This is a genomic window from Streptomyces sp. NPDC001532 (assembly GCF_040298625.1).
Taxonomy (GTDB): Bacteria; Actinomycetota; Actinomycetes; order Streptomycetales; family Streptomycetaceae; genus Streptomyces.
The window spans coordinates 1-25,508 of sequence record NZ_JBEPAL010000010.1 but is presented as its reverse complement, the minus strand read 5'-3'; the positions used below and the strand labels follow the sequence as shown (position 1 = coordinate 25,508).

Annotated in this window: 18 protein-coding genes and 5 pseudogenes; 14 read left to right on the top strand and 9 right to left on the bottom strand. The window is 69.5% G+C overall.

The annotated features are described in order from the left end of the window. Positions 1-152: 152 nt before the first annotated feature. From ABT232_RS12195 to ABT232_RS12185, 3 genes are all read left to right on the top strand, one after another. Positions 153-1,085 carry an FkbM family methyltransferase gene (locus tag ABT232_RS12195; RefSeq protein ID WP_351839294.1) on the top strand — a complete coding sequence of 311 codons (933 nt, stop codon included), beginning with the start codon at positions 153-155 and terminating at the stop codon, positions 1,083-1,085. Continuing rightward, positions 1,082-1,765, top strand: a complete 684-nt coding sequence (locus tag ABT232_RS12190) for an HAD family hydrolase (RefSeq protein ID WP_351839292.1) — start codon at positions 1,082-1,084, stop codon at positions 1,763-1,765. Before ABT232_RS12195 ends, ABT232_RS12190 begins: the two co-directional genes overlap by 4 nt. Before the next feature lie 1,057 nt (positions 1,766-2,822). Then, entirely contained in the window at positions 2,823-3,203 is a 381-nt protein-coding gene (locus tag ABT232_RS12185; protein WP_351839290.1) for a hypothetical protein, read from the top strand. 120 nt (positions 3,204-3,323) lie between these two features. Here the strand turns inward: ABT232_RS12185 and ABT232_RS12180 are convergent, their stop codons facing one another. Beyond that, positions 3,324-4,511, bottom strand: coding sequence for an FAD-dependent monooxygenase (locus tag ABT232_RS12180; RefSeq protein WP_351839288.1), 1,188 nt, complete (start codon positions 4,509-4,511; stop codon positions 3,324-3,326). 73 nt (positions 4,512-4,584) lie between these two features. Here ABT232_RS12180 and ABT232_RS12175 point away from each other — a divergent pair, with 73 nt between their 5' ends. Then, a complete protein-coding gene (locus ABT232_RS12175) occupies positions 4,585-5,142 on the top strand; it encodes a TetR/AcrR family transcriptional regulator (protein ID WP_351839286.1) in 558 nt (185 codons plus the stop codon). Positions 5,143-5,183: 41 nt separating this feature from the next. Here the strand turns inward: ABT232_RS12175 and ABT232_RS12170 are convergent, their stop codons facing one another. Together ABT232_RS12170 and ABT232_RS12165 are read right to left on the bottom strand one after the other, a co-directional pair. After that, on the bottom strand, positions 5,184-5,720 hold the full coding sequence (locus tag ABT232_RS12170; protein WP_351839572.1) for a relaxase domain-containing protein: 537 nt from the start codon (positions 5,718-5,720) through the stop codon (positions 5,184-5,186). Positions 5,721-6,771: 1,051 nt separating this feature from the next. Then, complete coding sequence (locus tag ABT232_RS12165; protein WP_351839285.1) at positions 6,772-7,494, bottom strand: hypothetical protein; 723 nt, start codon at positions 7,492-7,494, stop codon at positions 6,772-6,774. 406 nt (positions 7,495-7,900) lie between these two features. Between ABT232_RS12165 and ABT232_RS12160 the strand changes: the two genes are divergently transcribed. The 3 genes and pseudogenes from ABT232_RS12160 to ABT232_RS12150 form a co-directional block, all read left to right on the top strand. Further along, entirely contained in the window at positions 7,901-8,659 is a 759-nt protein-coding gene (locus ABT232_RS12160; protein ID WP_351839283.1) for an SCO4225 family membrane protein, read from the top strand. A 347-nt stretch (positions 8,660-9,006) separates the two neighbouring features. After that, positions 9,007-9,063 (top strand): annotated as a pseudogene (locus tag ABT232_RS12155) (hypothetical protein); the annotation flags it as partial. A 92-nt stretch (positions 9,064-9,155) separates the two neighbouring features. Continuing rightward, positions 9,156-9,242 (top strand): annotated as a pseudogene (locus ABT232_RS12150) (hypothetical protein); the annotation flags it as partial. Between the two features lie 514 nt (positions 9,243-9,756). Here ABT232_RS12150 and ABT232_RS12145 read toward each other — a convergent pair. Continuing rightward, positions 9,757-10,245, bottom strand: coding sequence for a DUF6882 domain-containing protein (locus ABT232_RS12145; RefSeq protein ID WP_351839281.1), 489 nt, complete (start codon positions 10,243-10,245; stop codon positions 9,757-9,759). Positions 10,246-10,636: 391 nt separating this feature from the next. Beyond that, entirely contained in the window at positions 10,637-11,788 is a 1,152-nt protein-coding gene (locus ABT232_RS12140) for an SMI1/KNR4 family protein (RefSeq protein ID WP_351839279.1), read from the bottom strand. A gap of 77 nt (positions 11,789-11,865) precedes the next feature. Here ABT232_RS12140 and ABT232_RS12135 point away from each other — a divergent pair. Continuing rightward, positions 11,866-12,338, top strand: a pseudogene (locus ABT232_RS12135) (transposase); the annotation flags it as partial. Here ABT232_RS12135 and ABT232_RS12130 read toward each other — a convergent pair. Continuing rightward, positions 12,327-12,471: pseudogene (locus ABT232_RS12130) on the bottom strand (HNH endonuclease); the annotation flags it as partial. The pseudogenes ABT232_RS12135 and ABT232_RS12130 sit on opposite strands and share 12 nt — an antisense overlap. 49 nt (positions 12,472-12,520) lie before the next feature. Between ABT232_RS12130 and ABT232_RS12125 the strand changes: the two are divergent. After that, positions 12,521-13,348, top strand: a complete 828-nt coding sequence (locus tag ABT232_RS12125; protein ID WP_351839277.1) for a DUF6585 family protein — start codon at positions 12,521-12,523, stop codon at positions 13,346-13,348. A gap of 444 nt (positions 13,349-13,792) precedes the next feature. Here ABT232_RS12125 and ABT232_RS12120 read toward each other — a convergent pair whose 3' ends face one another. The 3 genes and pseudogenes from ABT232_RS12120 to ABT232_RS12110 form a co-directional block, all read right to left on the bottom strand. Continuing rightward, positions 13,793-16,150: a proprotein convertase P-domain-containing protein gene (locus tag ABT232_RS12120; RefSeq protein ID WP_351839275.1), complete on the bottom strand. Its 2,358-nt coding sequence runs from the start codon at positions 16,148-16,150 to the stop codon at positions 13,793-13,795. Positions 16,151-16,421: 271 nt separating this feature from the next. Further along, a complete protein-coding gene (locus ABT232_RS12115; RefSeq protein ID WP_351839273.1) occupies positions 16,422-18,020 on the bottom strand; it encodes a phospholipase A2 in 1,599 nt (532 codons plus the stop codon). Between the two features lie 405 nt (positions 18,021-18,425). Next, a pseudogene (locus tag ABT232_RS12110) lies at positions 18,426-18,779 on the bottom strand (transposase); the annotation flags it as partial. Positions 18,780-19,371: 592 nt separating this feature from the next. Here ABT232_RS12110 and ABT232_RS12105 point away from each other — a divergent pair. The 5 genes from ABT232_RS12105 to ABT232_RS12085 all read left to right on the top strand — a co-directional run bounded on the left by ABT232_RS12105 (position 19,372) and on the right by ABT232_RS12085 (position 25,357). After that, on the top strand, positions 19,372-20,952 hold the full coding sequence (locus ABT232_RS12105; protein ID WP_351839271.1) for an FAD-dependent monooxygenase: 1,581 nt from the start codon (positions 19,372-19,374) through the stop codon (positions 20,950-20,952). Positions 20,953-21,197: 245 nt separating this feature from the next. Further along, the gene (locus tag ABT232_RS12100) at positions 21,198-22,241 is read left to right on the top strand and encodes a pectate lyase family protein (RefSeq protein ID WP_351839269.1); all 1,044 of its coding nucleotides are present in this window, start codon (positions 21,198-21,200) and stop codon (positions 22,239-22,241) included. Between the two features lie 15 nt (positions 22,242-22,256). Beyond that, on the top strand, positions 22,257-23,273 hold the full coding sequence (locus tag ABT232_RS12095) for a pectate lyase family protein (protein ID WP_351839267.1): 1,017 nt from the start codon (positions 22,257-22,259) through the stop codon (positions 23,271-23,273). A gap of 11 nt (positions 23,274-23,284) precedes the next feature. After that, positions 23,285-24,322, top strand: a complete 1,038-nt coding sequence (locus tag ABT232_RS12090; protein WP_351839265.1) for a pectate lyase family protein — start codon at positions 23,285-23,287, stop codon at positions 24,320-24,322. Positions 24,323-24,337: 15 nt separating this feature from the next. Then, on the top strand, positions 24,338-25,357 hold the full coding sequence (locus tag ABT232_RS12085; protein ID WP_351839263.1) for a pectate lyase family protein: 1,020 nt from the start codon (positions 24,338-24,340) through the stop codon (positions 25,355-25,357). Positions 25,358-25,508: the final 151 nt, after the last annotated feature.

Genomic DNA, 25,508 nt, shown 5'->3' with positions numbered 1-25,508 from the left:
AGCCGCCGGGTCGTCCAGGCGCCGCCGAGTCTCGTGCGGCGCCGTTACCGTCCCGCACTGTGCTCGTTTACGAGCCGCGGACGCATCTGTCCGTCTGCGGTGAAGGCCCTCTGTGGCGAAGGAGACGTTGAGCGGTGCCACTTGCCTACCTGATGTCTGACGCTGACCGTACGTTCGGTACCGGCTGGCCGACGGTGCTGCTGCGGGAGACGGCCGGCGCGATCCGGGACATGACGGTCGCCGCCCGGCGGGGCAGGGGCAGCAGCCGGCTGCTCGCCCCGTACTGGATGGCCCGCCGCTTCGCCGGCGCGGCCGGACGCCCCCTGGACGACAGCGCTCTGGTGCACTTCACCTTCGGCACGCTCGACCGGCCGGCGAAGGTATGCGTCCGCAAGAATCAGTCGGACCTGCTGATCCTTTGGCAGATCTTCCTGTGCCGCTTCTACGAGCTCGACGTGGTCTACCACCTCGACCGCGCGGTCGGCACTCTCGACACGATCGTCGACCTCGGAGGTAACACCGGTCTCGCCGCCGCCTACCTCGACGCCCGTTACCGGCCACGGACCCTGCTCACCGTGGAGCCGATCGCCGAGAGCCGCGCCGTCCTCGAACGCAACGCGGCGCTGGCCGGCACAGGCTGGCTGATCGACCCTCGTGCCGTCTCCGGCGGCGAGGAGGACATGGAGTTCGCCGTCAGTGGTTTCTGGGACACCTGCACCGCCGTACGTGAGGTGGAAGAGCTGCGCCGCACCCGCCCGTACCGGCTGGAGAACCACCTGGCCCTGCCACACCGAAGCCTCCCCGCCACCACCGTGAACCAGCTCCTCAGCGACCACGGGATCGAGCACGTCGACCTGCTGAAGGTGGACGTGGAAGGCAGCGAACGCGACATCTTCGCCGCGCCACAACCATGGATGCAGCAGGTGGACCGCATCGTCCTCGAGGTCCACGACAAGTACATCGACGGCGGCCTGGTCCGCCGCACTCTTCGATCCGCCGGCTTCCGGCAGGTACCGCCGCGGGTTCCGCAGCCGGCGGGCTTCAACCCGGTCGAACTGTACGTCCGAGGCCAGGGCGCCCCATGACCGGCACACCCTCGCCCGCCCCCAGCCGACTCCCGGTCCCGGACCGTCAGGTGCGTGCTGTGGTCTTCGACTGCGACGGCACCCTGATGGATACGCACCCGTGCGTCGACCATGCGCTCCGGGCCCTGTTCGCCGCGCGTGACCGTCCCTACGACCCGTCCGTGTACGCGCGGGTCACCGGGCTCGCCCGCTCTGACCAAGCCGCTCTCCTCGGCGATCTGTGGGGCGAATCCGCCGGAGCTGTCGCCGACGAACTGCTCACCGCCCTCGTCGGTGCCGTACCACTTGTGGCGCGACCACTGCCCGGCGCTCTGGAGCTGCTGCGCGCGACGGCCGCCCGCCTTCCCGTAGCCATCGCCAGCAATTCCGACCGGGCTCTGCTTCAGGTCACCCTCTCTCACGGCGGGATGGAAGGCCTGGCACACGTCAGCGTCGCCGCCGACGAGGTGGCCTCGCCGAAACCAGCGCCCGACCTGTATCTGGCGGCCTGCGCGGCCCTCGACGTGAGCCCCGAGGACGCCCTCGCCGTGGAGGACTCCCTCCCCGGCGTACGAGCCGCGCTCGCAGCCGGACTGCCGGTCCTCGGTGTCGGACCCGGCGTCCCTGCTGAACAGGTGCACTGGTGGGTGCAGGACCTGACGCGGACCCGCCTGGCCCCAGCTCCGATCACCGTACGCTGACCCGGGCTCGCGTGGTCGACGACGTGTCGTTCCTCCTCACCCGGCGCCTGCACCTGGGGGCAATGCCGAATGCGGCAACGGGGCTGTGCATGCCCGGAGCCATTGACCGGTCCGTTGCCGCTGGGCACGAAGGTCGCCGGCGCCGAGACTCCCGTGCCAGGGGGTCAAGAGCCAGCGCCCACCGATGCTCCCCGACACTTCGCCGGTCTTCTGACCGACTTCGTGCCCCGCGCAGAGAATCCGGATCCGCAGCCGCTGCTACGGCCAGCTCCCGCCTGGGTCCACCGCTGCCCCAAGGATGACGGCATCCGGCCCGGTCCCGGGTGACCACAATGTCGGCCTCAATGCTGAACGGTGCTCTGCCACAGGGTGGTCCCCCTGGTGCGCACCGCCGCGGATGCCGCGCTGACAGTCTGGCCATGAGTCAGGAGATGCCCACGCCGAGGCCGCGACGGCCAACAGCCACAACGGGACCGTTCCGGCCGACGGGACCGATCTCAACAGCATCCTGCACGGCCTGGGCCTCGGCGTTGGCCGCCAACTCCTCGGCAATGCCGGGCGAGGCCCGCGGCAACAGCCATTTCCTCCCCGCCGGCCGCTCCGTCGTGGCACCACTCCCCCTTGCCGTCGGCCTCCTGTAGCAGCCACCGAGCTCTCTCTTCCAGAACGGTGAGTCCCGCATACGGGACTCACCGTTCTCTTTCGTTCGAGCGATCCGTCCCGCATACGGAACTCGGACCGCGTGCGGGCCTACGTGATCAGCCAGCGCGCGGCCGAGAGTCTGCCCCCGTCCGCGAGGACTACGGGGACGACGCCCCTGCCGAGGCGTACCGGACGGTGGCCGAGGCGATCGGCCGCGACAGGGTCAGCCGGAAGACCATCACCGGCATCGTCAAGCAGTTCCCCCGCATGGCGTGGAAGAGCTGAACGCCGAGCAGCGACGGGAGCGCATCCGCGAAATCGCGGGGCAGGAGGCCGCGGCCGAGGCGGCTCTCGTGGAGGCGAAACGGCTCGCGGTCCGGTAGCCGGACCACCCGACGGTGGTGCTTCCTTGGCCGTGGCAGGCGCGCAGCAGGACGTCGTTGCCTTCGCCGAGGCCGGGGTGGGGCAGGAACGCGAGGACTGTGTCACGGAACCGTCCGGTGAGGACGGCGTCGTTGTCGGCGCTGCGGGTCTGGCCGCCGCCGTCGACGTCGCGGCCGACCAGTCGGCCGAGCCGAGCGACCGGCTCCAGGTCTTCTCTCCACAGGTGGTCGACGGCTTCGAAGGCACGCCAGGTCTGTTCGGTCCAGTGGCCGTCGTCGCGCGGTTCGCCGCTGATGCCCAAGCGCGCGCCGGGCCGGAGGGCCTGGCATATCTGCATGCCCTTGTTGCGGCGAACTTCGCGCCCGTGAGGCCCGTCAGGCGGTGCGGGACGCCTGAGGTGTGCGAGCGATGAAGGCCCCGCTCGGGTGACCAGCACCACGGGTCGCGCACGGGTCGCGCTTGTAGAGGAGCGGAAACTCGGGGTCGAGCATGGGCCCGTCGTGGTACCAGCCGCTGGCGTCGTCGAATCGGATCAGCTCAGTTGTGGCGGGATCCAGGCGTGGTGCCGAAGGAGCATGTGCGTTGCGGCGCGGGAGGGTGTCAGCCGCATCGCCGTGTTCCGCAGGGCGACGGCCAGTGGGTGGGAGAGCTGTTGGCCCATCCGCCCGGCCTGCCGGGCGGCCCTCGCTACGGCCTGGCTGCGCGGACGGCGCTCGGCGTCGTAGCGGGCGAGCGCGGCCTCCACGGTGGGCTCGGTGGCGAGCGCGGCCTCCACGGTGGGCTCGGTGGCGAGCGCGGCGGCCAGGGTGACCGCGTCCTCCAGCGCCTGGCAGGCGCCCTGTCCGAGGTTGGGGGTCATCGCGTGTGCGGCGTCGCCGAGCAGCGCGGTCCGGCCGATCGTGTACGAGGGGAGCGGTGTGCGGAGTTCGTTGACGTCGTGGTGCAGCACGGCGGCGGGCCGGGTCGCGTCGAGCAGGGCGGGGATCGGGTCGTGCCAGGTGTGGAATCGCCTGCGCAGTTCGTCCAGTGGGTCGAGGAACCGTGTCCCGACGGGGAGGTTGAGAACGGCGTGCCACTCGGCCCGCCCGTCGCGGAAGGCGATGTGCCCGAACTCGGCGCCGTGCCCCCAGGTCAGCTCGAAGTCGGTGCGCAGGTCGACCGCGTGCTCGGTGATGGCGCGCAGCACCGTCGAGCCGCTGTAGACCGGACCGGGGTGGGTTGGGAAGAGACGGCTGCGCACTTTGCTGCCTATGCCGTCGGCCGCCACTACCAGATCGGCGTCCAGGACCGTCTCGCCGCAGCCGACTCGCACCGTCCCAGGGCCGGGCTGCTCGACCCGGTCCGCCTCGGAGCCGGTCAGCAGTGCCTCGGCGGGCAGGGCGTCGCGAAGCAGTCGGTGCAAGGTGGAGCGAGGGATGCCCATGATCGGTGTGCCCATCGCCTTCTCCAGTGCCGCGCCGTCCATCCGGGCCAGCCAACCGCCCGGTGGTGTGCGAGTGCCGCCGTTGTACTGGCCTCGCGAGGCAGCCCGTACGGCGTCGCCGACGCCGAGTTCATCCAGTGCCCGCAGGCCGTTGGCGGCGAGTGAGATGCCCGCCCCCGCATCCTCGAGCGTGGAGGCACGCTCGACGACCGTTACTTCCCATCCGATGCGGCGCAGTCCGATCGCGGCGGCCAGCCCGCCGATGCCCCCTCCGACCACCACTGCCGTGTTGCCCATGCCGAAGCCCTCGCCTTTCTACAGATGTAGAAGGATTACCTTACCCGAGGCTCTACAGGTGTAGAAAGGAGTTATGGCTACCGATCGGCGCACTCTCCTCGCGGACGCGGCTCTCGACGTACTCGCCGACGAAGGGGTCCGCGGCCTGACCCACCGTGCGGTGGACCGCAGAGCGGCCATGCCGCCCGGCACCACATCGGCCTACTTCCGCACCCGAGCCGCGCTGCTCACCGGACTGGTCACACGCCTGGTCCAACTCGACCAGGCGGAACTTCAGACAATGGCCGAAGAGCTGTCACCTCTGCGCACCGTCGAGGAACTGGTGGACGGCATGATGCTGCTCGCCCGACAGCGACTCACCGGCGAGGGCCGCCGCCGCTCGCTCGCTCGCTACGCCTGCGCCGTCGAGAGCGTGCGTGACCGTGAGCTGCGCGAGATCCTCGTACCCCGTGAGAACGCCGGCCGCGACGCCGTCCGGCTGTTCCTCGCGGCGCACGGCGTGACGGACGTCGAGAATCGCAGTCACACTCTGCTGACCTGCATCGACGGACTGGTCTTCGACCGGCTGGTGAGCGGCGGCGAAGTACCGCGCGAGGCCCTCGAAGGCTTGGTCGCCGCCGCCCTGCGTTAGATCCCGGGCATCCACGAGCCACTTCGAACCGGCCCGCGGCCTCATCCGCATCTGCCGCCCCCAGGGAGGTGGTCATGGAGTAGGGGTAAGCCGTCCCGGTTGTCCATGTGCCGGAACGCCGCGACGACCAGGGTTGGGGTCTTCGCGCGCTGGCGGCCGGATTGCCACCGGGTCTCCGCGACCTCGTCATCCAGCCGACGCAGCACGGTGGCGACGGCCCGCTTGTGTGCCGGCTCGATGATCCGACGTGCCTCCTGTCGTCCCCCAGTGCCCACCGCACGATCAGGGACGCCTTGGGCCGGAAGGTGAAGTCGAGTGCGAGCAGCCGGACCAGCATGCGTTTCTCGATCTCCTCGATCGGCTGGCCGAGGACGGTGGCCAGCCGTGCCGTCTCCGCATCGGCGCCGTCGTCCAAGAGCTCGCGCTCGGTGCGGTCGGCGTCCGGATGCCGGCCATGCCCGAACACCGGCTCCCCCTGCCGCCGGCTCACCGTCTCCCCCGGTGGTGAGCCCGAGTGCGGCCGGACCGCGGCCCCATCCACACGTCGGGCGGGCGGCCTGCTCCAGGCCGGGCTTCATCGACACGCCGGCCGGGCGGTGGCCGTCTCCGAAGGCCACCCCACGTGCGTAGCACCGCCAGGCGTTCCGCCTACGGTGGACGGGGTGCGACGTGAGGAGTGTCGGCACCACTTTGAGCTGGACGAGACCGAGCGCGACCGACGCACAGCCGCGGAAGACGGCCTGACACGGCCGATGGGAGACCCCGGCGAGGTCGAATGAGGACGACAACCGCCTGAGCACGCGGCGGAAGCGCTGGCAGGGCCCGGCGCGCGCAGGCGGCGATGTCAGGTGCCGGACGGCGCCGTCAAGGGAGACTGGGCATGTGCAAGCCGGTGGCCCGCCCGACCTATATGACGTCCATCGTGTGCTGCAAAGGGCACGGCTTCCAGCCCGTGGCTTCCTGGATGAAACCGCCCTTGTCAGCCCGCTCGCTGTTCCATCCGCGATCCAGCACCTGACGGCGCAGCCAGTTGATCGGCTCCCCAGTGTCGGCGTCGACGGGGTCTTGTAGTGCGTGAGGAAGGCCTCCTGCTCGTGGGAGCGAACAGTTTCAGCAGCTGCGGGTCCCGTGGCAGGGCTCGTGAAGGGAGCGGCCACGGAAATGCTCATGAGAGCCGGTGTGGTGACGGCCCAAAGGACGGTGACCTCACCCCGCCGGTACAGGTCCGGCCATTGTTCGTGGGCTCGGCGTCCAAGACCAGTTCCTCGGTCTGTGTGTGGCCGTGGCGGCCAGTGATGGCCAATCGGGTGCCTGCGGTTGCCTGCGGGTGCCTGCGAGTAGGGCTGGACGGTGCAGTTGATAGAAGGCATAGGGGAAAGAGTCGATCTACCGGTATGGAAGCGGGTGTTTCGGAGCGCTCCGCCCGGACAAGGGACGCCCGGCCGAAGGGTGCGGCCGGGCGAGTGACGCTGACGGTTCAGAGGTTCGAAAGGGCCACGAGAGGGACGGCGGCAGCAAGGACGACGGCTGGCGCCCACCTCGGTGCTCGGGACGGCAGAGACCGCGCGTAGCGTCCCCGGTGGTCCCGAGACCGAGATCGGCGTCCGGGCGTGAACTGTCGGCGCGACCTCAATTCGCCAGGCCCTTGTCGTTGCCGACGTGGCGGGCCCTCGGGATACCGGCGTACTCAGAGGACCTACCGGCCGGCGCCTGCCGCATCGCCCGTTCCGCTTGGGCGCGAGCCTCGTCCGCGTCCGCGACGACGTCGACGTCGGTCCAGTAGAAGTCGAGCATCGTGCGCAGAGTGGTGGCTTCCTGGTTCGGGCCGCAGGGGACGGTGAGTTGGTCCAGGAGTTGCCACAGCTCGTAGTCCTCCTGGGCGGCGATCGTGCCGGTCTTGGCGTGCATGGCTTGGTGGCGTTGCACGGCGATGGAGAGCTTCCGCAGGGCCTCGCGGGCGGCCTGGCCGCTCTGCTGGGTCGTCATCCGGTGGTTCTGGACGCGCTTGGTCCTGCTGAGCTCGGAGATCGCGGACTGCACCATCTGATGGAAGCCGGCCGTGCCGCGGCGCCAGCGCTCGTACTCAGGCCGGGACTCGAACCATTCCTTCTTGCCGGCGGCGCCGCGGGCGTGGCACTCCTGCTGGAAGGCGTCTCGTTCGGTCTTGCGGCGGCGGAGTGCCGCGGCGGTGCGCTGGTGGACGTTGGTGAGGGCGGCACGGGTGCGGTCGATGTGCTGGGGGCTGCTGAGGAGCGCCCACGTGTCGGGGTCGCGATGCTTGGGGTGGGCGTGGCTCACGGCGAGCTGTTCGAACTGGCGATCGTCGAGGTTGTCGAGGTTGGGTTCGTCCACTACTGGCCTCCGAAGCCGGTGTTGGGCGTTTTCTTGGGTCTATGGTGCGGTCTGACACTGACATTCGGGGCGAGAACGGCAAAGCCAGGCGCCGGGGGGTGCGGCCGGGCCGGGGATGGTGCACCACCCGAAGCCCAGGGACGCCGTGTGCGAGCGAGTGACAGCGGACTTGCCCCGCAGATGGCTCAGTTCCTCTTCCGTGCCCTTCGAGCGCAGCTTCTCCGCCATGTACAGCACCGGCAACGGAACCCGCGGACCTGCTGAGACCCGGCCACCGAAGAGTGAGCATCCTGCGCGGACACGTGCGCATCCTGCGGCCCTGCCGATGAGTACCCGTACTCATGTCCGGGCGCGACGCATGGTCCACCGTGGAGATCAACAACGGAGCGACCCGAGGAAACAACCGATGCCGACTGCGTCCCACCCCCGCCGCGTCCCGCGCCTGCGCCGGCTCCTTGCGCTTGCTTCGGGCAGCTGGCCCGCCCGGGGCTATCTGGCGGTATTCGCCGTCTCCTTCACGCTCATGCTGCTCTTCCCGGAGAACGCCCTCGCCGGGAGTCCTCTGCTGCTGACGGCGCCCCTCTCCTTCCTGTGCGTGTTCCTCCCTCTCGACCCCGGCACCGACATCCACGGGACGGCCGACGTGACAGCGGTCATGGTCTTCGCCGTGTGGCTCCTCCTGTGCGCCCTGGTGAACGCTGCCGCGCTCGGCGCCCTCGTGACGAGGACCGCGACTGCCACACCGACCGGCGCACGTGAACCCCTCCCCCACGTCGCGGACCCGGCTGAGCAGAAGAGAACAGACATGACGGCGCCTGCGCGCACCCGCCCGCGGCGAGTTCGGGCCTTGCTGACGCCCGCGGTGGACAACTGGCTCGCGCGTGGATACCTCGCCGTGGTCGCGGTGGCGCTGGGCTTCTTCCTGTACGCCGAATTCGTGCTGCCCGACCCCGGGTTCGCCGGGATCTGGCCGCTCATGACCACAGCGCCGTTCAGCATCCTCGCGATGGCGGTGTCGTCGCCCGTTGCGTACCACTCCTCGACCGCCTGGCTGAGCCCGTTGGTCTTCTCCATCGGGGTGGCGCTGTCCGCCCTGGTCAACGCTGTGCTGCTCGGTCTGCTCGCCCGCAGGCTGCGGGCGAGCAGACCGCACCCGGCAACCTGAGGGAAGCGCCGGATCAGCCGGCCGAGCCCCAAGGCGTGCCGGCTGAAGAGGCGCATACCGCCGCGGAGTCCGGGGGATCCACGAGCAGTGCGCGAATGCCGACGAACCCGCGGCAGCCGCCCGGCCCCGACCCTGTCAGTGCACTCCGTCACCTCGCAAGCTCCCTTTCGTCGGATGAATGCCGCTGGGAGGCTTCTCGTTGCCGACCGCAACCGCCCGTGGAACACAGAGCGCCGCTGGCTGACCGTCACAGATCCTCATCAACGGCCGGACCACAGCGTGGCTGAGGTGAACACAACCGGGCGAATCCGCCGCGGCCGGGAAACACCGACGCCGGTCAGCACGTCATGCCCGGCACCGGGCCGGTCAACGCACTGCACGTGGCCGAGCCAGGGCTCGTCGTGGTGGAGGCCGCGGCCGCCGACGACGAGACGGCGCTCGTCTCCAGGACGCGGTCGCCGCGCGCTGGGCGACCGCGCCAGCCGACCGCACCACCCTCGAACCCGGCCAGCTCGGGATACGACTGCGCCTCTACCACGACCTGCACCAGCAACTCCGCACCGAGCAGGCACCTGCCGAATGACCAAGCGTGCCCCGCGACCGTTTCCTCTGCGGGCATCCGGTACTGATCGAAGGCCGTGCTGGCGGGCGGTGGGCCTGCCGTCTCACCCCGAGTGGCCACGACATCGTCGCCTACGCCCCAGCCCCACCCACGAACAGCCCGCACCCGAGCACCAGATGGTTGAACTGCTGCCCTCCCAGATGACAACAGTGCGCACCCGCACCCTCGTCTGCGCGGTCGACCATCTGGAGATCCCGCCCGCGGTGGCCCCCGCCGAGCAGGTCCGTGCCGCCTCCGGGCTCCAAGTCATCCTGCCGGTCCGTAGATTGCCATGAATCAAGCATTGTTGATCGCGCGCCGTACCATCGTGTTCTCCCCGCCCTGCCAAAGCGGACTGTGACTTTGTCACGTGCCTCACGGCAGGAGCCGCCAGGCGTTTCACCGGCAGGGATCGAGAGCAGGCACTCAGCTTGCCGTTCAACGTCCAGCGGTCAGCGGCCAGCGGCCAGCAGCAGCCTGGGAATCCGTGCAACCGTCACTGTCGCTCGGCAGCGAGCGCCAGGTCATGGATCATGAAGTGGAGTTGCACGTCGTCCGTCGACTCCGCCCACAGTCCCTCGGCGTCGAGCACGGCAGCCGCGACCATCCGTGCCTCAGCGACGAGCTCAGGGTCGTACTTGAAGCCCGGCCAAGGAAGGACGGGGTAGTCGTTCTCCTCGCCGAACTGCCGCACTCTCTCCATCTCGCCCAGGGCGGCGTGCGGGAGTGACTCGTTCGCCCAGGACCACAGCCAGGTCTGCTGGGCAACGCTGACGCTGCCGATCACTGTGAGTCGGCCGGTGAGGAACACCTTGCCGTCGCGCGACCACGTGATCCGCGCGTCGTCCATCGACCAGTCGTATTGCACGTCTCCGGACAGGCCGAAGCGCTCGACCATGAGTGCTTGCCGCGAGCGGGCACGTTCCCGAGCCGCGAGCACGACTGCCTCCCAGCCGGAGTGGTCATGCTGTGATCGGTCGTCCACGTCGCCTCCTCGTGCAGAACTGTCGGCAAGATCCTGCCACCCGCCTGTGGCCAGGACTGCCCGGCCTGGACTTGCCTGCCTGGGTCCGTCGTGGGTTCGGGAACCCGCGGGCGAAGACCAGCACCCCAGCCCGTCTCGGGCCGACCGGATACGAACTTCAGCTGGACGAAGCATGGCGGTTGTCGCCGATGCGGCACGCTGCCTGTCATTGCCCCTGAGTGAAGCAGGGTCGATGACACCCGTTCTCGAGGCTCCGCAGCCGCTTGAGCCACCCAGCGCCCCGCGCGATCGATCCTGCACCCCGTGTTGGCCGTCGGCCCCAGTGTGATCGAGCGCTTCATCCGGCGGGGTCCGTCAGACGAAGCGCTCACGCGGAAGGGGAGCCCCGGGGTCAGCCCTGTTCTTGGGCGTGCTGGGCCGCGTACCAGCTGGAGTCGATGGCGGGGTTGCGCAGGGTCCCCCAGAAGCGATCGTCAGGTATCGGTGGCAGTGGCGGGTTGCCCAGATCCGCGTGCAGATCCGCGCGCCAGTCGACAGTGAGGCGACTCCGGATCCCCGCGCTCTCGCACACGGACCTGTAGGGCGAGCCCCAGATCCCGTGTGCCATCTTCTCCGCGGCCCACCTGCGAGTGTGGTCTCGGTGTGCGTCCGCCTGCACGAGCACCGCGCGCAGTCGCAGCACGAGCGGGTGGGTCGGGCCCGGCCTTGAGGGGGCTTCACCCCGCTCCAGCGCGTCCAGGGCCGACTTGATCTCCGGGTACTTGTCCAGGCCCGTTTCGACCGCCAGTCTGCGCAGCTGCTTCCGGGCGGCCTCAGCCACCCGCTCCCGCGGCAGGACCGCGAGCAGGGCACCGAGCTCCTCCAGTCCGTCCAGGTGGCTCGCATGGAGGAGGTCGGTGGGACTGCAGGAGAGGTCCAGCTCCGGCAGCTGCTCATGCGGTGCGGGAAGAGGATCGTCGGCACTGCCCCACTCCGGGCAGGCGGGCACAGCCCACTCCCAGAGCAGTCGGCCGTTGAAGGTGACGACACCAGCGTCCCGGCCGCGCTCGAGCAAGCCAGCCAGCTCTGCCAGGTATCCGCCCAGTGAGTCGGCCTTCCCGAAGGCGGTGCCGGTCTCGTCGAAGAACCGTCCGATCGCGCCGAAGGAGTCCTGCTCGGGGCGGCAGTCGATCACGAGACCGTCGGACGTCACCCCGTAGGAGCCGAACTTCACGTAGCCGTGGTGCCAGTAGGACTCGGCCTCATCCTCGTCGAGGTCTTCGGCGATGTTGCGCATGAACCTGGTGTCCTCGAGGATCCCCGCCACTTCGAGCAGCCGGTCGTGCGTGCTGAACCGGAAAGCCTCCGCCCCGTCCATCGCCCCGTTGTGCCGCAGCAGTGACGCGACCAGGTCCGGAGGGAAGGTGAGGCCCAGTTCCTCCTGCGCCGCAGCTATCTCCTCATGCCTCGCGGGCGGTCCGAGCGTTGCGAAGGTACGAGGGGCGTGCTCGCGCAGCCACTCGTCGATACGGTTCCACGAATCCTGGACCAGGTCTTCTGTCATGGGGCCGACCCTAACTGGCCCCGAGAACAGCGGGTTGATCATGTGACTGTCCGCTTGGTCGCTCGGGCCGGCCGCACCTGGCGGCCTGGAACGAGACCGGCGTCTGGGGCCGGCTGCACCAGCAGTTGCTGAACAAGCCGCGGTCGAAGAACCAGCTGGACTGGTAGCTGGCGGTGATCGACTCCTCGCACGTCAGAGCAGCTCGGCGAGGCCCGACAGCGGGCCCAGCCCGGTCGACCGCGCACGTCCGGGCAGCAAGCACCATGTGCTCACCGACGGCCAGGGCATCCCGCTCGCGGTGTGCCTGACCGGCGGCGACCGCAACGACGTCACCCAACCGCTCCCACTGCTCGACAAGTTCCCAGCGGTCGCCGGGGTGGTCGGCCGGCCCCTGCATCGCCCGGACATGCTCTTCGCGGACCGCGGCTACGATCACGACAAGTGCCGTCGGCTTCTTCGCGTGCGGGGCATCCGCCCGCTGATCGCCGAATGCGGCCAGCCGCACGGCACCGGTCCGGGCACCTTCCGCTGGGTCGTCGTCAGCCGGATCGTCCCCGGCATTCCAGTGGCGGAAGGCGTCCCCGGTGGTAGCCGTCACGGGACTCGGTGCCCACCGGCAGCCGGCTGACGGCCTCGTCGAGAGGGAGCGTCTCCACGGCGTGGGCGGGAGTAGTGACGGTGATTCGAAACGGCTAGATTCGGCGTCGCCAACCACGACTCCTGGGGGACGCCATGACAGATGAACCGCAGCAACACGCCGAGCCCGGGCCGCTGTTGAACTGGGGCTGCCTGATGTTGCTGGTGGTCTTCGGCGGCCTGGCGACGATGCTGTACGGCCTGGGAGTGCTGATCTTCGGCGACACCCCGGCCTCGTCCGCCATCACCGTCCTCCTCGCGGGGCTGGCCGCCTCGGTCCTGGGTGTCGCCGTCATCAAGCGATTCCCCAATGCCGTGCAGATGAAGGGATACGCCCCGTCGGCACGCGTCACCCGCCTGGCGGCCGAGCGTTCGCTGGGCGAGCACGTCTTCACCCGCAAGAACACCAGCCCGCTGGAGATCGTGGCCGGCACAGTGACCATCGGCGCTGTGATCGTGGGAGCCCTGTGGGGCGTGAACTGGGTTCTCGGCGAGACCGGGAGCGACATCCCCGGCCTGAAGAAGCTGGTGACCACGGTGGTGCTCTGTCTGCTCGCGGCGCTCGTCCTGGTGATCATCGCGCTTCCGGTGCTGTTGTGGAGAATGCCCAAGGGATTCGTTCGCACGCATCTGTACGCGGGCGGGCTGGTGTACACCTCCTACGGCCGCCCTCGCGCCGTCACCTGGGACGACGTCGACCGCCTAGTGCTCTCACGACAGGCCCACGGGGCCAATCTCTTCGGCGGCAAGGTGGTCGCCTACCACGTGATCACCCGTGACGGGCACCGGCTGCGCATCGACGCCCATCCCAGCCTGGAATCCGATCCACTGGGTGAGCACATACTGAACGCCGTACGCCTGCGCCAGCGCCCGGTACTGGAGGGTGGCCCGGCGGCGGGCGACCCCGGTCACCGGCGGATCTAGGAGTAACTGCGCGCGGTGGAGAGGCGCCGGCGCTCCCCGATCACCGCGCCGGCCATTCAGGGTGTGTTCGGGGATGCCGGGTGCGCCGGGGCGTGCGTTGTCGATCGGCTACGAACCGGTGAATCTCAACGAGACGGGAGGCCCTGGAAGGGAAGGAACCCGGCAACCCGGCGCAGTACAGACCCACCGATTCCCGCAGAAGACGCCTTTCCGGCGAATTGCTCCTTGATCGCGCGGGCCGGCTCCTGGGATTTTCCAGAAACCGGCCAACACCAGAATCACACGCTCAGGAGCGGAACAGCGGCTCGGCCGGGTAGCGGGGACAGCACTCCGGACGGGGATGCCACCGATGCCGGTCGGCGGCATCCCCGGTGGTCCAGGGCTACAAGTGCCTGCGAGCCGGGCGTCGGCAAGACGGGTCGCGCAGGCGAGGAAGGCGTAATCTCAGTACGTCAGCGTCCAGGAGTTGATGGTGCCGGAACTCCCCACCCACAGGTCTTCGACCCTCAGCTTCCATGTGCCGCCGGCCGGGGAACCGCTCGCATCCACCGTGTACGTCTCTCGCAGCGTGCCGCCGGGATCGGCGCCGTTGACCTCATACAGCACGTACACCTTGCCGTTCGGGTCGACGAGCTCGACCTGCACGTCGCCGAACCAGCCGTGGGTGACGTCCACGGAGACCCGCAGCGCCTTGGGGGCGTTGCCGGAGACACCGGACACCGGGATCAGCGACTGGACGGAGCCCGGGTCGGGCACGGTGTACGTGGTCTGGTTCTCGAACGACGGGAACGTCAGGGACCACGAGTTGAGGGTGCCGGTACTGCCCACCCACTGATCGTCGACCCTCAGTTTCCAGGTGCCGCCGGCCGGGGAACCGCTCGCATCCACCGTGTACGTCTTGTTCAACGTGCCGGAGGGTTCGATCCCGGTCTCGTTGACCGCTTTCAACGCGTACACCTTGCCGTCCGGGCCGAGGAGATCGAGCTGCACGTCACCGAGCCAGCCGTGGGTGAGGTTCACCGCGACCTGCAGCGCGCCCGGCGCGTAGCCGGAGACGCCGGAGACCGCGATGTCGGAGGTGAGCGTGCCGGGGTCGGGGATCGGGAAGGCACCGGACCTCTCGAACGCCGTGGGGAACGTCAGGGACCAGGAGTCGAGGGTGCCGGTATTGCCCACCCACTGGTCCTCGACCTCCAGCAGCCAGGTGCCCTCGGCCGGGGAACCGCTCGCGTCCACCGTGTACGTCCTGTTCAACGTGCCGCCGGAGTCGGTGTCGTTGGGCAGTTTCAGCGTGTACTCCCTGCCGTTCGGGTCGATGAGGTCGACCTGTACGTCACCGAGCCAGCCGTGCTTGACGAGCACCGAGACCCGCAGCGCCTCGGGGGCGTTGCCGGAGACACCGGACACCGTGATCGGTGAATGGACCGATCCCGGGTCGGGGATGCCGAGGACGGTGTCGTTGATGATCCTGGACGGACGGGGCTTCGCCACCGGATCGGGGTCGGGGGCCGAATCGCCGATCGCCTTCCCGACGTCGATACGCGGGGTGCTGGCACCGGTGTACGTGAGGGTCTTGCCCGTGGCCTCCAGGAGCGATTCGAGAGACGCGATGCTTTTCGCGGGGAACGCCTGCCGGAGGAGCGAGAGGGCGCCGGCCACGTGCGGGGCGGCCATGGACGTTCCGTTCTTGGCGGAGTAACCGCCGCCCGCGACGGAAGAGGTGATGCCGGTGCCGGGTGCGAGGACGTCGAGCAGCGGGCCGCGGTTGGTGAAGGCGGACAGTTGATCGTCGTCGGTCGTGGCGCCCACTGTGACAGCGGAGGAGATACAGGCGGGTGAGCTGACCGCGTCGGTGTTCCCGTTGTTCCCGGCCGCGACCACGGTGGCGACACCGGCGTCGAGCAGGCCGTCGATCACCACCTTGCGTGGGTCGTCCTCGCAGGCGCTGGTGTACCGGCCGCCGCCGAGGCTGAGGTTGGCCGCGACGAGCGGGATTCCGGACTGCGCGAGTTGCTGTACTTTCTCGAGCGCCGAGAGCTGGGCGCTCGCGAAGCTCAGGACGCACGGCGCGGCGCCCGCCCCGCAGTAGTCCTCCGAGGAGAACTTGCTGAAGATCTGGATGGCGACGATGTCCGCACCGGGAGCGACACCGCGAGCGGGTGCTCCGGCGATGCCCTTGCCGTTGCCCGCGGCGATGCCGGCCACATGGGTCCCGTGGTCGCATCCGGCGATGGTCGCGCACGGCCCGGTCTCGGAGTCGGCCGTGCCGGTGCCCTCCTGCTCCGCGGTGCCGTCGGGGCACAGACTGGTGGCGGAGTAGTCGGCGTCGATCGGTGAGAAGCACGCCTCGGCGACGACCCGCCCCTTGAGGAACGGGTGTTGGGTGGCCACCCCCGTGTCCAGGACGGCGATCGCCGTGCCCGCACCGGTCAGGCCCGCTGCCGCGGGCGCGTCCGCGCCGATGAGGGGGACGCTCTGGTCCAGTGACGGCGGCACCGGGATGTCCTCGGTGACGCTGATGACATTGCTCTGGGCGGCCAGTTCGTCCAGGCCTGCCTTGTCCACCTTGACCGTGACCAGCGGCAGGGTGTCGAAGCTCTGGAGTGTCTTGCCGGCCCCGGCCGCGGCGGACAGGTCAGCACGCTGCTTGGTGAGGACGTTGACGCGGACTTTCGCTCCGTTCGCGGTCTTGTCGTAGAGCGGTGGATCGATGGCGCCGGAGGTGGCCTCCATGGCTGTCACGGGGTCCGGTGGCGCGGACGCCTGGGCCGGTATCGCAGCGCCGAGGGAGATGGCCGTCATCAAGGTGACGACTGTCATCCGGCTCGTTCTCTTCATAATGCCTCGGTGTGCCGGGGGCTTGTCTCGGATCGGCCCGTGGGGAGGCGGACGCGACTCAGCCCGGAGCGATGTGTGGGGAGCAGCGGCGTGGTGCTGAGATGTGCGGTACGGGCCTGCGGGGGGGGGAGGGCCGGGCGGCGAGCGGTCCGCATCACCCGGCCCTGACGTGCCCGTCGGGATCATCGGTCGTGATGTCGCGCTGCGCGGCCTGAAGTGGGCGCCGCTGCCGCCGTCAGGTCGCGTTGGCGCCGTTCTTCGGGTTGCCCGCCAGACCCACGGCCTTGTAGTAGGTGTAGGCGATGCTGAGGCACGAGCCCTGTCTCCAGATGGAGTACGCCTTGCAGACGTACGCCTTCAGCACGGCGTAGAAGGTGGAGTCGACGTTCGCCTTCTGGCTGCGGTCAAGGTAGTACTTGTATCCCTTGTAGGTGTTGCCGATCAGGCCATAGCCGTAGTCGTGCATGTCGCACGCGGGTCGGAAGTCGAAACCTTGCGGACGGCTGATGTTGGGGCCGGGGGTGCTGCAACCGTCGTTGTTGATGCCCACGACCCGGTGGTTGCTCTTCGTGGTCTTGAACCACGGCTGGTGCCAGCCGTAGTGCGCGGCCCACGCGGCGCAGCCGGTCTTGAGGTACAGCAGCCAGTCCACCGCGCTGGCGCACTGGCGGGGATAGGCCTGCGGGTCGGTGATCTCGCCGTTGACGAAGTCCGTCGCGGGCGGGGCGGTGGCGGCACCGTCGGAGATGCCGGCCGCACCCGTGAGGGGCGACTCCGCGGTGGGCGGCGCGGGGCCGACAGGCTCGACGTCCGGGGCGGCCGAGTCGGCCGTGAACGACAGGTCCCAGTCGCCGTTCGACGGCGAGCTGACGTCGGAGACGCGTCCGATGGAGTCGTAGGCGTACGAGGAGACCAGTTCGGTCCCCTCGACCGGGTTGGTGACCGAACGCAGCAGGCCTGACGTGTCGTAGGAGTACCGTGCGAGCGTCTGCGTCGTCGCACCGGTGGTGACGCTGATCTCCTTGGCCCGGCCCTCGAACGCACCGAGGGTCGTCCCGGTGGCCGTGGTGGCGGTCGAGTAGCTCACCTGGAGCGACCGTGCCGGTGTCTCTCCGACGGTGGCCTCCGTGACGGTGGAGACCCGGCCCTGGGTGTCGTAGCCGACGGTGGTGAGGCTGCTGTCGGCAGCGGTGCCGACGGCGGTGACGCGCCAGGTGTCGGCACCCGGGACGACCTGCTTCCAGGTGTAGGTGGGGGTCAGCTTGTCGATGCCGACGGAGGCGTCGGCGTCGGTGTCGGCGGACTGGTCCGCGTCCGCGGCCGACGCGGCCACGCTGACGCTCTCGACGGCCGTGGACACCCACGTGCCGGTCGCCTCGTCGAACCTGGTGGTCTCGGTGAGCGTGTCGCCCTCGGCGGTCGCGTACTTGCGGACGCCGCCACCGCTCGGGTAGTCGACGCTGCTCTTCAGGGTGTAGGTGACCGGGACGTTCGTGGTGAGGTCGGTGACGACGACGGAGCCGGCCTTCTGTTCCAGCTTGCGGTTGAGCCGGCCGCCGACGAACTCGGCTTCCCAGCCGGGCCCGAAGACACCCATGTCCGCGCGGGACGCGGGTGCGGACTCCGGTTTGGCGACATCGCCCGGCAGGGCACTGACCGTGTGGCTGCGGCTCATGAGGCCTTCGGCCACATCGGTCTCGTAGATCTTGAAGGAGTTGTCCGCTGTCGAGTACAGACCGGGGCCGACCTGCTGGATCTCGCCGTCCGCCAGCGGTGGATCGACGGTAGTGGCCGTCCCGGCGAGCGTTGCGTCCGTGGGGGCCACCCCCGCCATCGCCTGCGGTGAAAGCAGCAGGGATAAGGACAATGCGGTTAACACGGGCAGCGCAATTCTGCGCACGAGTTCCCCCTTATGCCGGAATTATGGAATACCCTTTTATGGAACCGCACGGAGATTAGGTCACGCCTGATCTCCCGCACAAGACCCGGAAAACGGAAGGTATACACCCGTTTTCGCGCGGCAGAAAAAGGCCGACCAGCTACTTCCCTGGCGCCGCCGCACATGATTACGCGTACTCGTGCGGGATGGAGTGCGCGGACCGGAGAATACGCGCATGACGCGTATTCCCGCCTCGCTCGGTGCTTTCGCGCATCGCAAGCGCGTCCTTGCGGCTGCCACCCTATAAGCGTTGTCCCGTAAATGATCTACTACGCGCTCGTTGACCTGCCCGCTTCTTCGTCACCCGGCGAGGGTGAGGCTGTGCAGGCGGGCGATGCCGAGCATGGCGTGGTGTACGCCGTCTCCCTTGAGGCGGCAGTCACGGAGGATCTTCCAGGTCTTCATGCGGGCGAAGGCGTGCTCGACGCGGGCGCGGACTTTGCGGTGGGAGGCATTGTGTTTCTGTTTCCAGGCCGGGAGTTCGGCCTGGCCGGGTTCGCGGCGGTGTGGGATGACCAGGCTGGTGCCCCGGTAGCCGCCGTCGGCGATCACTGTGGTTCTGCCGACGGCGGCCTTGGCACCGGAGAGCTCCGATGCCTCGCAGTCGTTGCGGTTACCGGGCAGTGTCCGGCAGCCGGTGACGACGAGCCGGGTGTGTCCGCGGGATGCCCCTGATCGAACGTCCCGAAGAAGCACTGGACTGCCTGTCCGGATCGCGCCTGGACCAACTGTTCATCGGCACCGGCGAGTTCGCCGCCCCGAACTCACCGCCCTGTACCAAGCCGCCAAGCGCATCTGGTGGTGGACATGACCTCCTCCGGCCGTCTGCCGGCCGACCCGGAGTACATCAACGCCAACGTCAGTCGTCCTGGACGGGCGTCACAGCCCGTCGATCCGGCAGCTTGCTCTGCTCGGCCACACGGACGGCACGCTCACCCTCGAAGAGATCGCCGACCGGTGCGACTGGGGTCCCGGCACTGCCGTCGATACAGGGTGGAACTGAGACGACGCGGCCCGCTCAGCCGGCAGTGACCGCCACAGCCCCTGCACCCGCTCCTTCCACTGCGGCAGTACGAACCCGATCTCCGATGCCTCGCCGATGCACCAGGTCGTGCCCGGCCAGGTATGGCCCACCTCCGTCCAGGCGGTGCCGAGCCGACCCGCTTCCCGTCCCTCCTCGCGGGGCCGGCTCCTTGACACCGCGGCGCCTTTTTGGCCTTCTCGGCCCTCGTTCATAGTCGGCGCCATGAACTATGACGAAGACGCAGTGGTGGCCGGAGGCGGCCCGGTCGGGCTGATGCTGGCCTGCGAGCTGCGGCTCGGAGGCGCGCGGGTGGCCGTCCTGGAACGCCTCGCCGAAGTGGACCCGACGATCAAGGGCGGGGCGATCACCACGCCCAGCGCCGAGGCACTTTACCGCCGGGGCATGCTGCCCGCGCTGGCCGAGGTGCAGCGGCAGGCGATGGAACGCTTCCAGGCATTCGTCCGCGAACGAAACGGCGGGGGCGCAGGCGGGGCCGCGGGCCAAGGGCTCGGTTACGTCGGGCACTTCGCCGGGATCATGCTGCGCGCCGACCTGGTCGACCGTACGGAGCCGGGCCTCGGCGACGCCGGACCCGCAGCCGAGATCGCTTTCGTCGCGCAGCAGGACATCGAGCGGCTGCTCGGCGAGCGGGCGGACGAACTCGGCGTCGACGTGCGCCGGGGAGTGGAGCTGACCGGATTCGACGCGGACGACGGGGCCGTCACGGTGCGGACCAGCCACGGGGCCATACGCGCCGGCTGGCTCGTGGGCTGTGACGGCGGCCGCAGCACGGTCCGCAAGCTCGCGGGGTTCGCGTTCCCCGGCACGGACCCGGAGATCACCTGTCACCAGGCGGTCGTGGAGATGACCGGCGCCGAGGACCTGGCGGTCGGCTGGGCCGCCACGGACACCGGGGTCTACGCCCACGGACCGATGCCGGGCCGCATCGTCACCGTGGAGTTCGACGGCCCGCCGGCCGACCGGGACGCGCCGGTCACCGCGGAGGACCTCCAGGCGAGGCTGCGCCGCGTCTCCGGCGTGGACGTCACGATCACCGGAGTGCAGACCGCAACCCGCTTCACCGACCACGCCCGCCAGGTCACCGAGTACCGCAAGGGCCGGGTGCTGCTGGCGGGCGACGCGGCGCACGTGCACTCCGCGTTCGGCAGCCAAGGGCTGAGCCTGGGGATCGGGGACGCCATGAACCTCGGCTGGAAGCTCGCCGCGGTGATCGGCGGCCGGGCGCCGGAAGGGCTGCTGGACACCTACACCGCCGAACGGCACCCGGTCGGCGCGGGGATTCTCGACTGGACCCGTTCCCAGGTCGCGGCCATGCGCCCGGACCCGCAGTCCCGGGCCCTGCGCGAGATCGTCAGCGGCCTGGCGGAGACGGTCGCGGGCACCACGTACCTCACCGCGCGGCTCAACAGCGCCGGGGTGCGCTACGAGCTGCCGGGCGAGCACGCGCTGACCGGCCGCAGCGCCCCGGACCTCGAACTCGCCGACGGCAGTCGCCTCGCGGACCACCTCCACGCCGGCCGGGCGCTCCTGCTCGACCTCACCGACGACCCGCACCTCCGGGCCCTCGCGGCGAGGTATGCCGGCCGCGTCGACGTCCTGAGGCTCGGCTGCCCGTCCCGCCCGGAACTTGCCGCGGTCCTCGTCCGTCCGGACGGCTTCACGGCCTGGGCGGCGGACGCGGGAGCGCAGTGGCCGGCGTCGACGCCGGCGTCGGCGGCCGGGCTGGCGGAGGCGCTGGAGGAGTGGTTCGGACTGCCGGAGGGCGCGGTGACGCCTGGCTGATCCCCAACTCACTCTGCTGACTGACCGCGGGCGCAGCCACTGTTCGCTTCTGTTGAAAAGCCTTGCTTTTCGTCAAGAGATCCCTGTTGACGTGTCCGCGGCACGCTCCTACTTTCGGCAGAAAGCGCTTGCTGACCAACCGGGACTCCATTCGCTCAGTACAGCGCCCCGCAAGAGACCCTCTTCGTCATGCCTGTACGCAGATAGAGAAAGGGCTCTCCCACATGCGATTACACAGACACCGCGTGTCACGAGCAGCGGCGATGACCACGGCGCTGCTCGCCGCCTTCCTGTTCTCCGCATCTCCGACACCAGCCGCCACGCCTCGTACCGCCCCCTCCCCGTCCCCCTCCCCCTCGGCTTCCGCCGTGATCGCCGACGGCTTCGCCTCGGTCGACGCGCTCGGGCAGAACGGCACCACCGGTGGGGCCGGAGGGCCGGTGGTCACCGCTTCCACCACCGCGCAGTTCCTGGACTACATCTCCCGGCCCGGGCCCTTGATCGTCCAGGTCAGCGGCACGATCGCACTGCCCACCGGGTCCAGCGACGGCATGCACCCCGTCGCCTCCGACAAGACCATCGTCGGTCTGGGCAGCACCGCGCGGCTGACCGGCGGCGGGCTGCACATCGGTCTCCCGGTGCGTGAGGACGTCACCGCCCCGCCCGCTGACGCGGTGCACAACATCATCATCCGCAACCTGTCGCTCGACGGGGCCACGGACGACCTGATCAACATCCAGATGTTCTCGCACCACATCTGGATCGACCACAACGACTTCTCCAACGGGGACGACGGCGCCGTGGACATCAAGCGGGGCTCGGACTTCGTCACCGTGTCCTGGAACCGCTTCCACGACCACGACAAGACCCTGCTCCTGGGGCACGACGACGACAACGCCGCACAGGACCGCGGGCGGCTGCGCGTCACCTACCACCACAACTACTTCGACGCCTCCGACCAGCGCAATCCGCGGGTCCGGTTCGCCGAGCCGGTGCACGTCTACAACAACTACTACCGGGACAACAGTTACGGCGTCGCCTCCGCCATGGACGCCGGAGTGGTGCTGGAGGACAACTACTTCCACAGCGTCAACAACCCCGCCCGCGTGGACTTCAGCGGCGACCTCGGCCGCCTGGTCGCACGCGACAACGTCCTCGTCGAGTGCAACCACGCCATCGAGACCCGGGGTTCGGTCGTCGACCCGCGTACGTACTACGCCTACGCCCCGCACCGGGCGGCCGACATCCCTGCCGTGGTCCCGGCCGGAGCCGGCGTCGGGAAGATCTGAGGAGACGAGACGACGATGAGGAATTTCCCCTCCGTCACCCGGCGCGGGCTGCTCGCGGGCAGCGCCGCGACCGTGGCCGCCGCCACCCTGCCGGCCATCGGCCCGGCCCCGCAGGCCCGGGCCGCCGCCTCCCCGGCCCAGCCGGCCGCCGCGGCGGCCGCGCAGCCCGCCGACGGCTTCGCGTCCGTGCCCGCACTGGGTCTGTCCGGCACCACCGGCGGCGCCGGCGGCCCCGTGGTCACCGTCACCGACGCCGAGACGTTCCTGGACTACTGCGACCGTGACGAGCCCTACGTCATCCAGGTCTCGGGCACCCTGCGCATCACCAGCAAGCAGGGGGTGCGCTCCAACAAGACGATCCTCGGACTGGGCACCGACGCGGAGATCACCGGCGGCGGACTCGACATGTACCGCAGACAGAATGTGATCATAAGGAACCTGCGGTTCACGGACGCCGAGGACGACTCGATCAGCATCCAGCAGTCCTCGCACCACATCTGGATCGACCACTGCACCTTCAGCACGGGCGCGGACGGCCTGATCGACATCGTGCGCGGCGCGGACTACGTCACCGTCTCCTGGAACCACTTCCGCGACCACAGCAAGACCATGCTGATCGGCCACTCGGACGCCAACGGCAGCCAGGACCGCGGCAGGCTGCGGGTGAGCTTCCACCACAACTTCTTCGACGGCACGGCCCAGCGCCACCCCCGTGTCCGCTTCGGCGAGCCCGTGCACGTCTACAACAACTACTACCGGAACAACACCCTCTACGGCGTGGCGTCGACCGAGGACGCGGGCGTGCTCGTGGAGGGCAACTACTTCGAGAAGGTCGCCCACCCGATCTACTCCGGCTACGACGAGAGCGGACCCGGCCGGGTGATCGAACGCGACAACGTCTACGTGAACTGCGGCAAGCCCGAGACGCTCGGCACGGTCATCGAACCACGCGTCTTCTACGCGTACACCCTCGACGCCCCCGCGAGCCTGCCCGTCACCGTTCCCGCCGGTGCCGGAGCCGGCCGGATCTGAAGGAGCCTCCCGTGACCGAAGTTCCCCCCAGAATTCCCCCCGTCACCCGCCGGAGCCTGCTGGCGGGCACCGCCGCGACCGTGGCCGCCGCCTCCCTGACCGTCGGCGCGGCCCCGCGCGCCCGGGCCGTCGCCTCCCAGGTCCAGCGCGCCGCCGCGGTGGCCGCGCAGAGCGCCGACGGCTTCGCGTCCGTCAGCGCGCTCGACCTGAACGGCACCACGGGCGGTGTCGCCGGGCCGACCGTGACGGTGACCACCGGCGCACAGCTCGCCGACTACGCCGGCCGCAACTCGCCGTACGTCATCCTCGTCTCCGGCCGCCTCCAGCTCGGCGGCATGATCACCGTGGTGGCGGACAAGTCGATCCTCGGCGTCGGCTCCACCGCCGAGATCACCGGCGGCGGACTCCAGCTCGGCTCCACGACCAGGCCCGGCAACAACGTCATCATCCGCAATCTCCGCTTCACTCGGGCCTCGGACGACTCCGTCAGCGTCACCAACCGCGCCCACCACGTGTGGATCGACCACTGCGACTTCTCGCAGGGCTATGACGGACTGCTCGACATCAAGCGGGAGTCGGACTACGTCACCGTCTCCTGGAACCACTTCCACGACCACAGCAAGACGTGCCTGCTCGGCCACAGCGACAGCTACACCGCCGACCGGGGCAAACTGCGCGTGACGTACCACCACAACTTCTTCGACGGCACCGACCAGCGCCACCCCCGTGTCCGGTTCGCCGAGCCGGTGCACGTCTACAACAACCACTACCGGAACAACCGGCTCTACGGCGTGGCCTCCACGGAGAACGCGGGCGTGCTCGTGGAGGGCAACTACTTCGAGAACGTCGCCCACCCGATCTACTCCGGCTACGACGACAGCGGACCCGGCCGGGTGGTCGAACGCGACAACCTGTACGTCAACTCCGGGGCGCCGCAGACCCTGGGCACGGTGATCGAGCCGCGCACCTACTACGCGTACACGCTCGACGCCCCGTCGACCGTCCCCACCACCGTTGCGGCCGGCGTCGGCGTCGGCAGGATCGCCTGAGCCCCGGAGGCCTGGATGCACCGCTCACACACCCTGCTCCTCACGGCCCTGGCCGCGCTGTCCGTCACGGCCGCCGCCCCCGCTCCCGCCCCGGCCGTGCCGGCCGCACTGGTCGAGTCGGCGCCCACCGGTTTCGCGAGCGTCGACGCGTGGGGCCAGAACGGCACGACCGGCGGCGCGGGAGGTCCGACCGTGACCGTCTCCACCGCCGCCGACCTCATCGCCGCCATCAAGGCGGAGGGCCCGAGGACCGTACGCGTCAACGGCATGATCACCCTGCCCGCCGGGATGTACGACGTCAGCTCGGACAAGACGATCGTCGGGGTCGGCGCGGCGTCCGGCATCTCCGGCGGCGGCCTGAACATCGGCCTCCCCGCGAGCGACAGCGTGACCTCGCCGCCCGCGAACGCCGTGCACAACGTGATCATCCGCAACCTGACGTTCAAGAACGCCAGTGACGACTCCATCAACGTCCAGATGTTCTCGCACCACATCTGGATCGATCACAACGACCTGTCCGCCGGCTACGACGGCCTGATCGACATCAAGCGGGGATCCAGCTACATCACCGTGTCCTGGAACCACACCCACCACCACACCAAGAACATGCTGCTGGGCCACTCCGACAAGAACGGAGCCCAGGACATCGGCCGGCTGAAGGTGACCTACCACCACAACTGGTACGACCGCACCCCGCAGCGCAATCCGCGCACCCGCTTCGGCGACCCGGTGCACATCTACAACAACTACTTCCTCGACAACAGCGACACCGGCCCGGCCTGCAACGCGGACTCCGGCTGCTTCGTCGAGGGCAACTACTTCGACGACGTCGAAGAGCCCATGACCAACAGCTACTCGGGCCCGGAGGGCAACCTCGTCGAACGCAACAACGTCTTCGTCGGTGACACCGGCGAACCCGTCACGGGCGGAAGCGTCGAAGACCCGGCGGACTACTACGACTACGTGGTCGACGATCCGCAGGCGGTCAAGGACACCGTGATGCGCGGGGCCGGTCCGGGCACCATCGGCCTGTGACGATCGGCGCGCAGCCGGCAGGCACGCCCTGCTGAGCGGCCGCGCCACTGCCATGTTCCGTCCGGGGCGGGGGGGGGGGGGGGCGGGCCCGCCGGGCCGGCCCCCCCCCCCCCCCCCGGCACGGGGGTGAGGCCCGGGGGCGCGGGGAGGG

Bases quoted from the DNA above. Each gene is read 5' to 3' on its own strand.
- ABT232_RS12195 (WP_351839294.1), top strand. From the start codon at position 153: ATGTCTGACGCTGACCGTACGTTCGGTACCGGCTGGCCGACGGTGCTG.
- ABT232_RS12190 (WP_351839292.1), top strand. From the start codon at position 1,082: ATGACCGGCACACCCTCGCCCGCCCCCAGCCGACTCCCGGTCCCGGAC.
- ABT232_RS12180 (WP_351839288.1), bottom strand. From the start codon at position 4,511: ATGGGCAACACGGCAGTGGTGGTCGGAGGGGGCATCGGCGGGCTGGCC.
- ABT232_RS12175 (WP_351839286.1), top strand. From the start codon at position 4,585: ATGGCTACCGATCGGCGCACTCTCCTCGCGGACGCGGCTCTCGACGTA.
- ABT232_RS12170 (WP_351839572.1), bottom strand. From the start codon at position 5,720: ATGAAGCCCGGCCTGGAGCAGGCCGCCCGCCCGACGTGTGGATGGGGC.
- ABT232_RS12160 (WP_351839283.1), top strand. From the start codon at position 7,901: ATGCCGACTGCGTCCCACCCCCGCCGCGTCCCGCGCCTGCGCCGGCTC.
- ABT232_RS12140 (WP_351839279.1), bottom strand. From the start codon at position 11,788: ATGACAGAAGACCTGGTCCAGGATTCGTGGAACCGTATCGACGAGTGG.
- ABT232_RS12125 (WP_351839277.1), top strand. From the start codon at position 12,521: ATGACAGATGAACCGCAGCAACACGCCGAGCCCGGGCCGCTGTTGAAC.
- ABT232_RS12120 (WP_351839275.1), bottom strand. From the start codon at position 16,150: ATGACGGCCATCTCCCTCGGCGCTGCGATACCGGCCCAGGCGTCCGCG.
- ABT232_RS12115 (WP_351839273.1), bottom strand. From the start codon at position 18,020: ATGGCGGGGGTGGCCCCCACGGACGCAACGCTCGCCGGGACGGCCACT.
- ABT232_RS12105 (WP_351839271.1), top strand. From the start codon at position 19,372: ATGAACTATGACGAAGACGCAGTGGTGGCCGGAGGCGGCCCGGTCGGG.
- ABT232_RS12095 (WP_351839267.1), top strand. From the start codon at position 22,257: ATGAGGAATTTCCCCTCCGTCACCCGGCGCGGGCTGCTCGCGGGCAGC.
- ABT232_RS12085 (WP_351839263.1), top strand. From the start codon at position 24,338: ATGCACCGCTCACACACCCTGCTCCTCACGGCCCTGGCCGCGCTGTCC.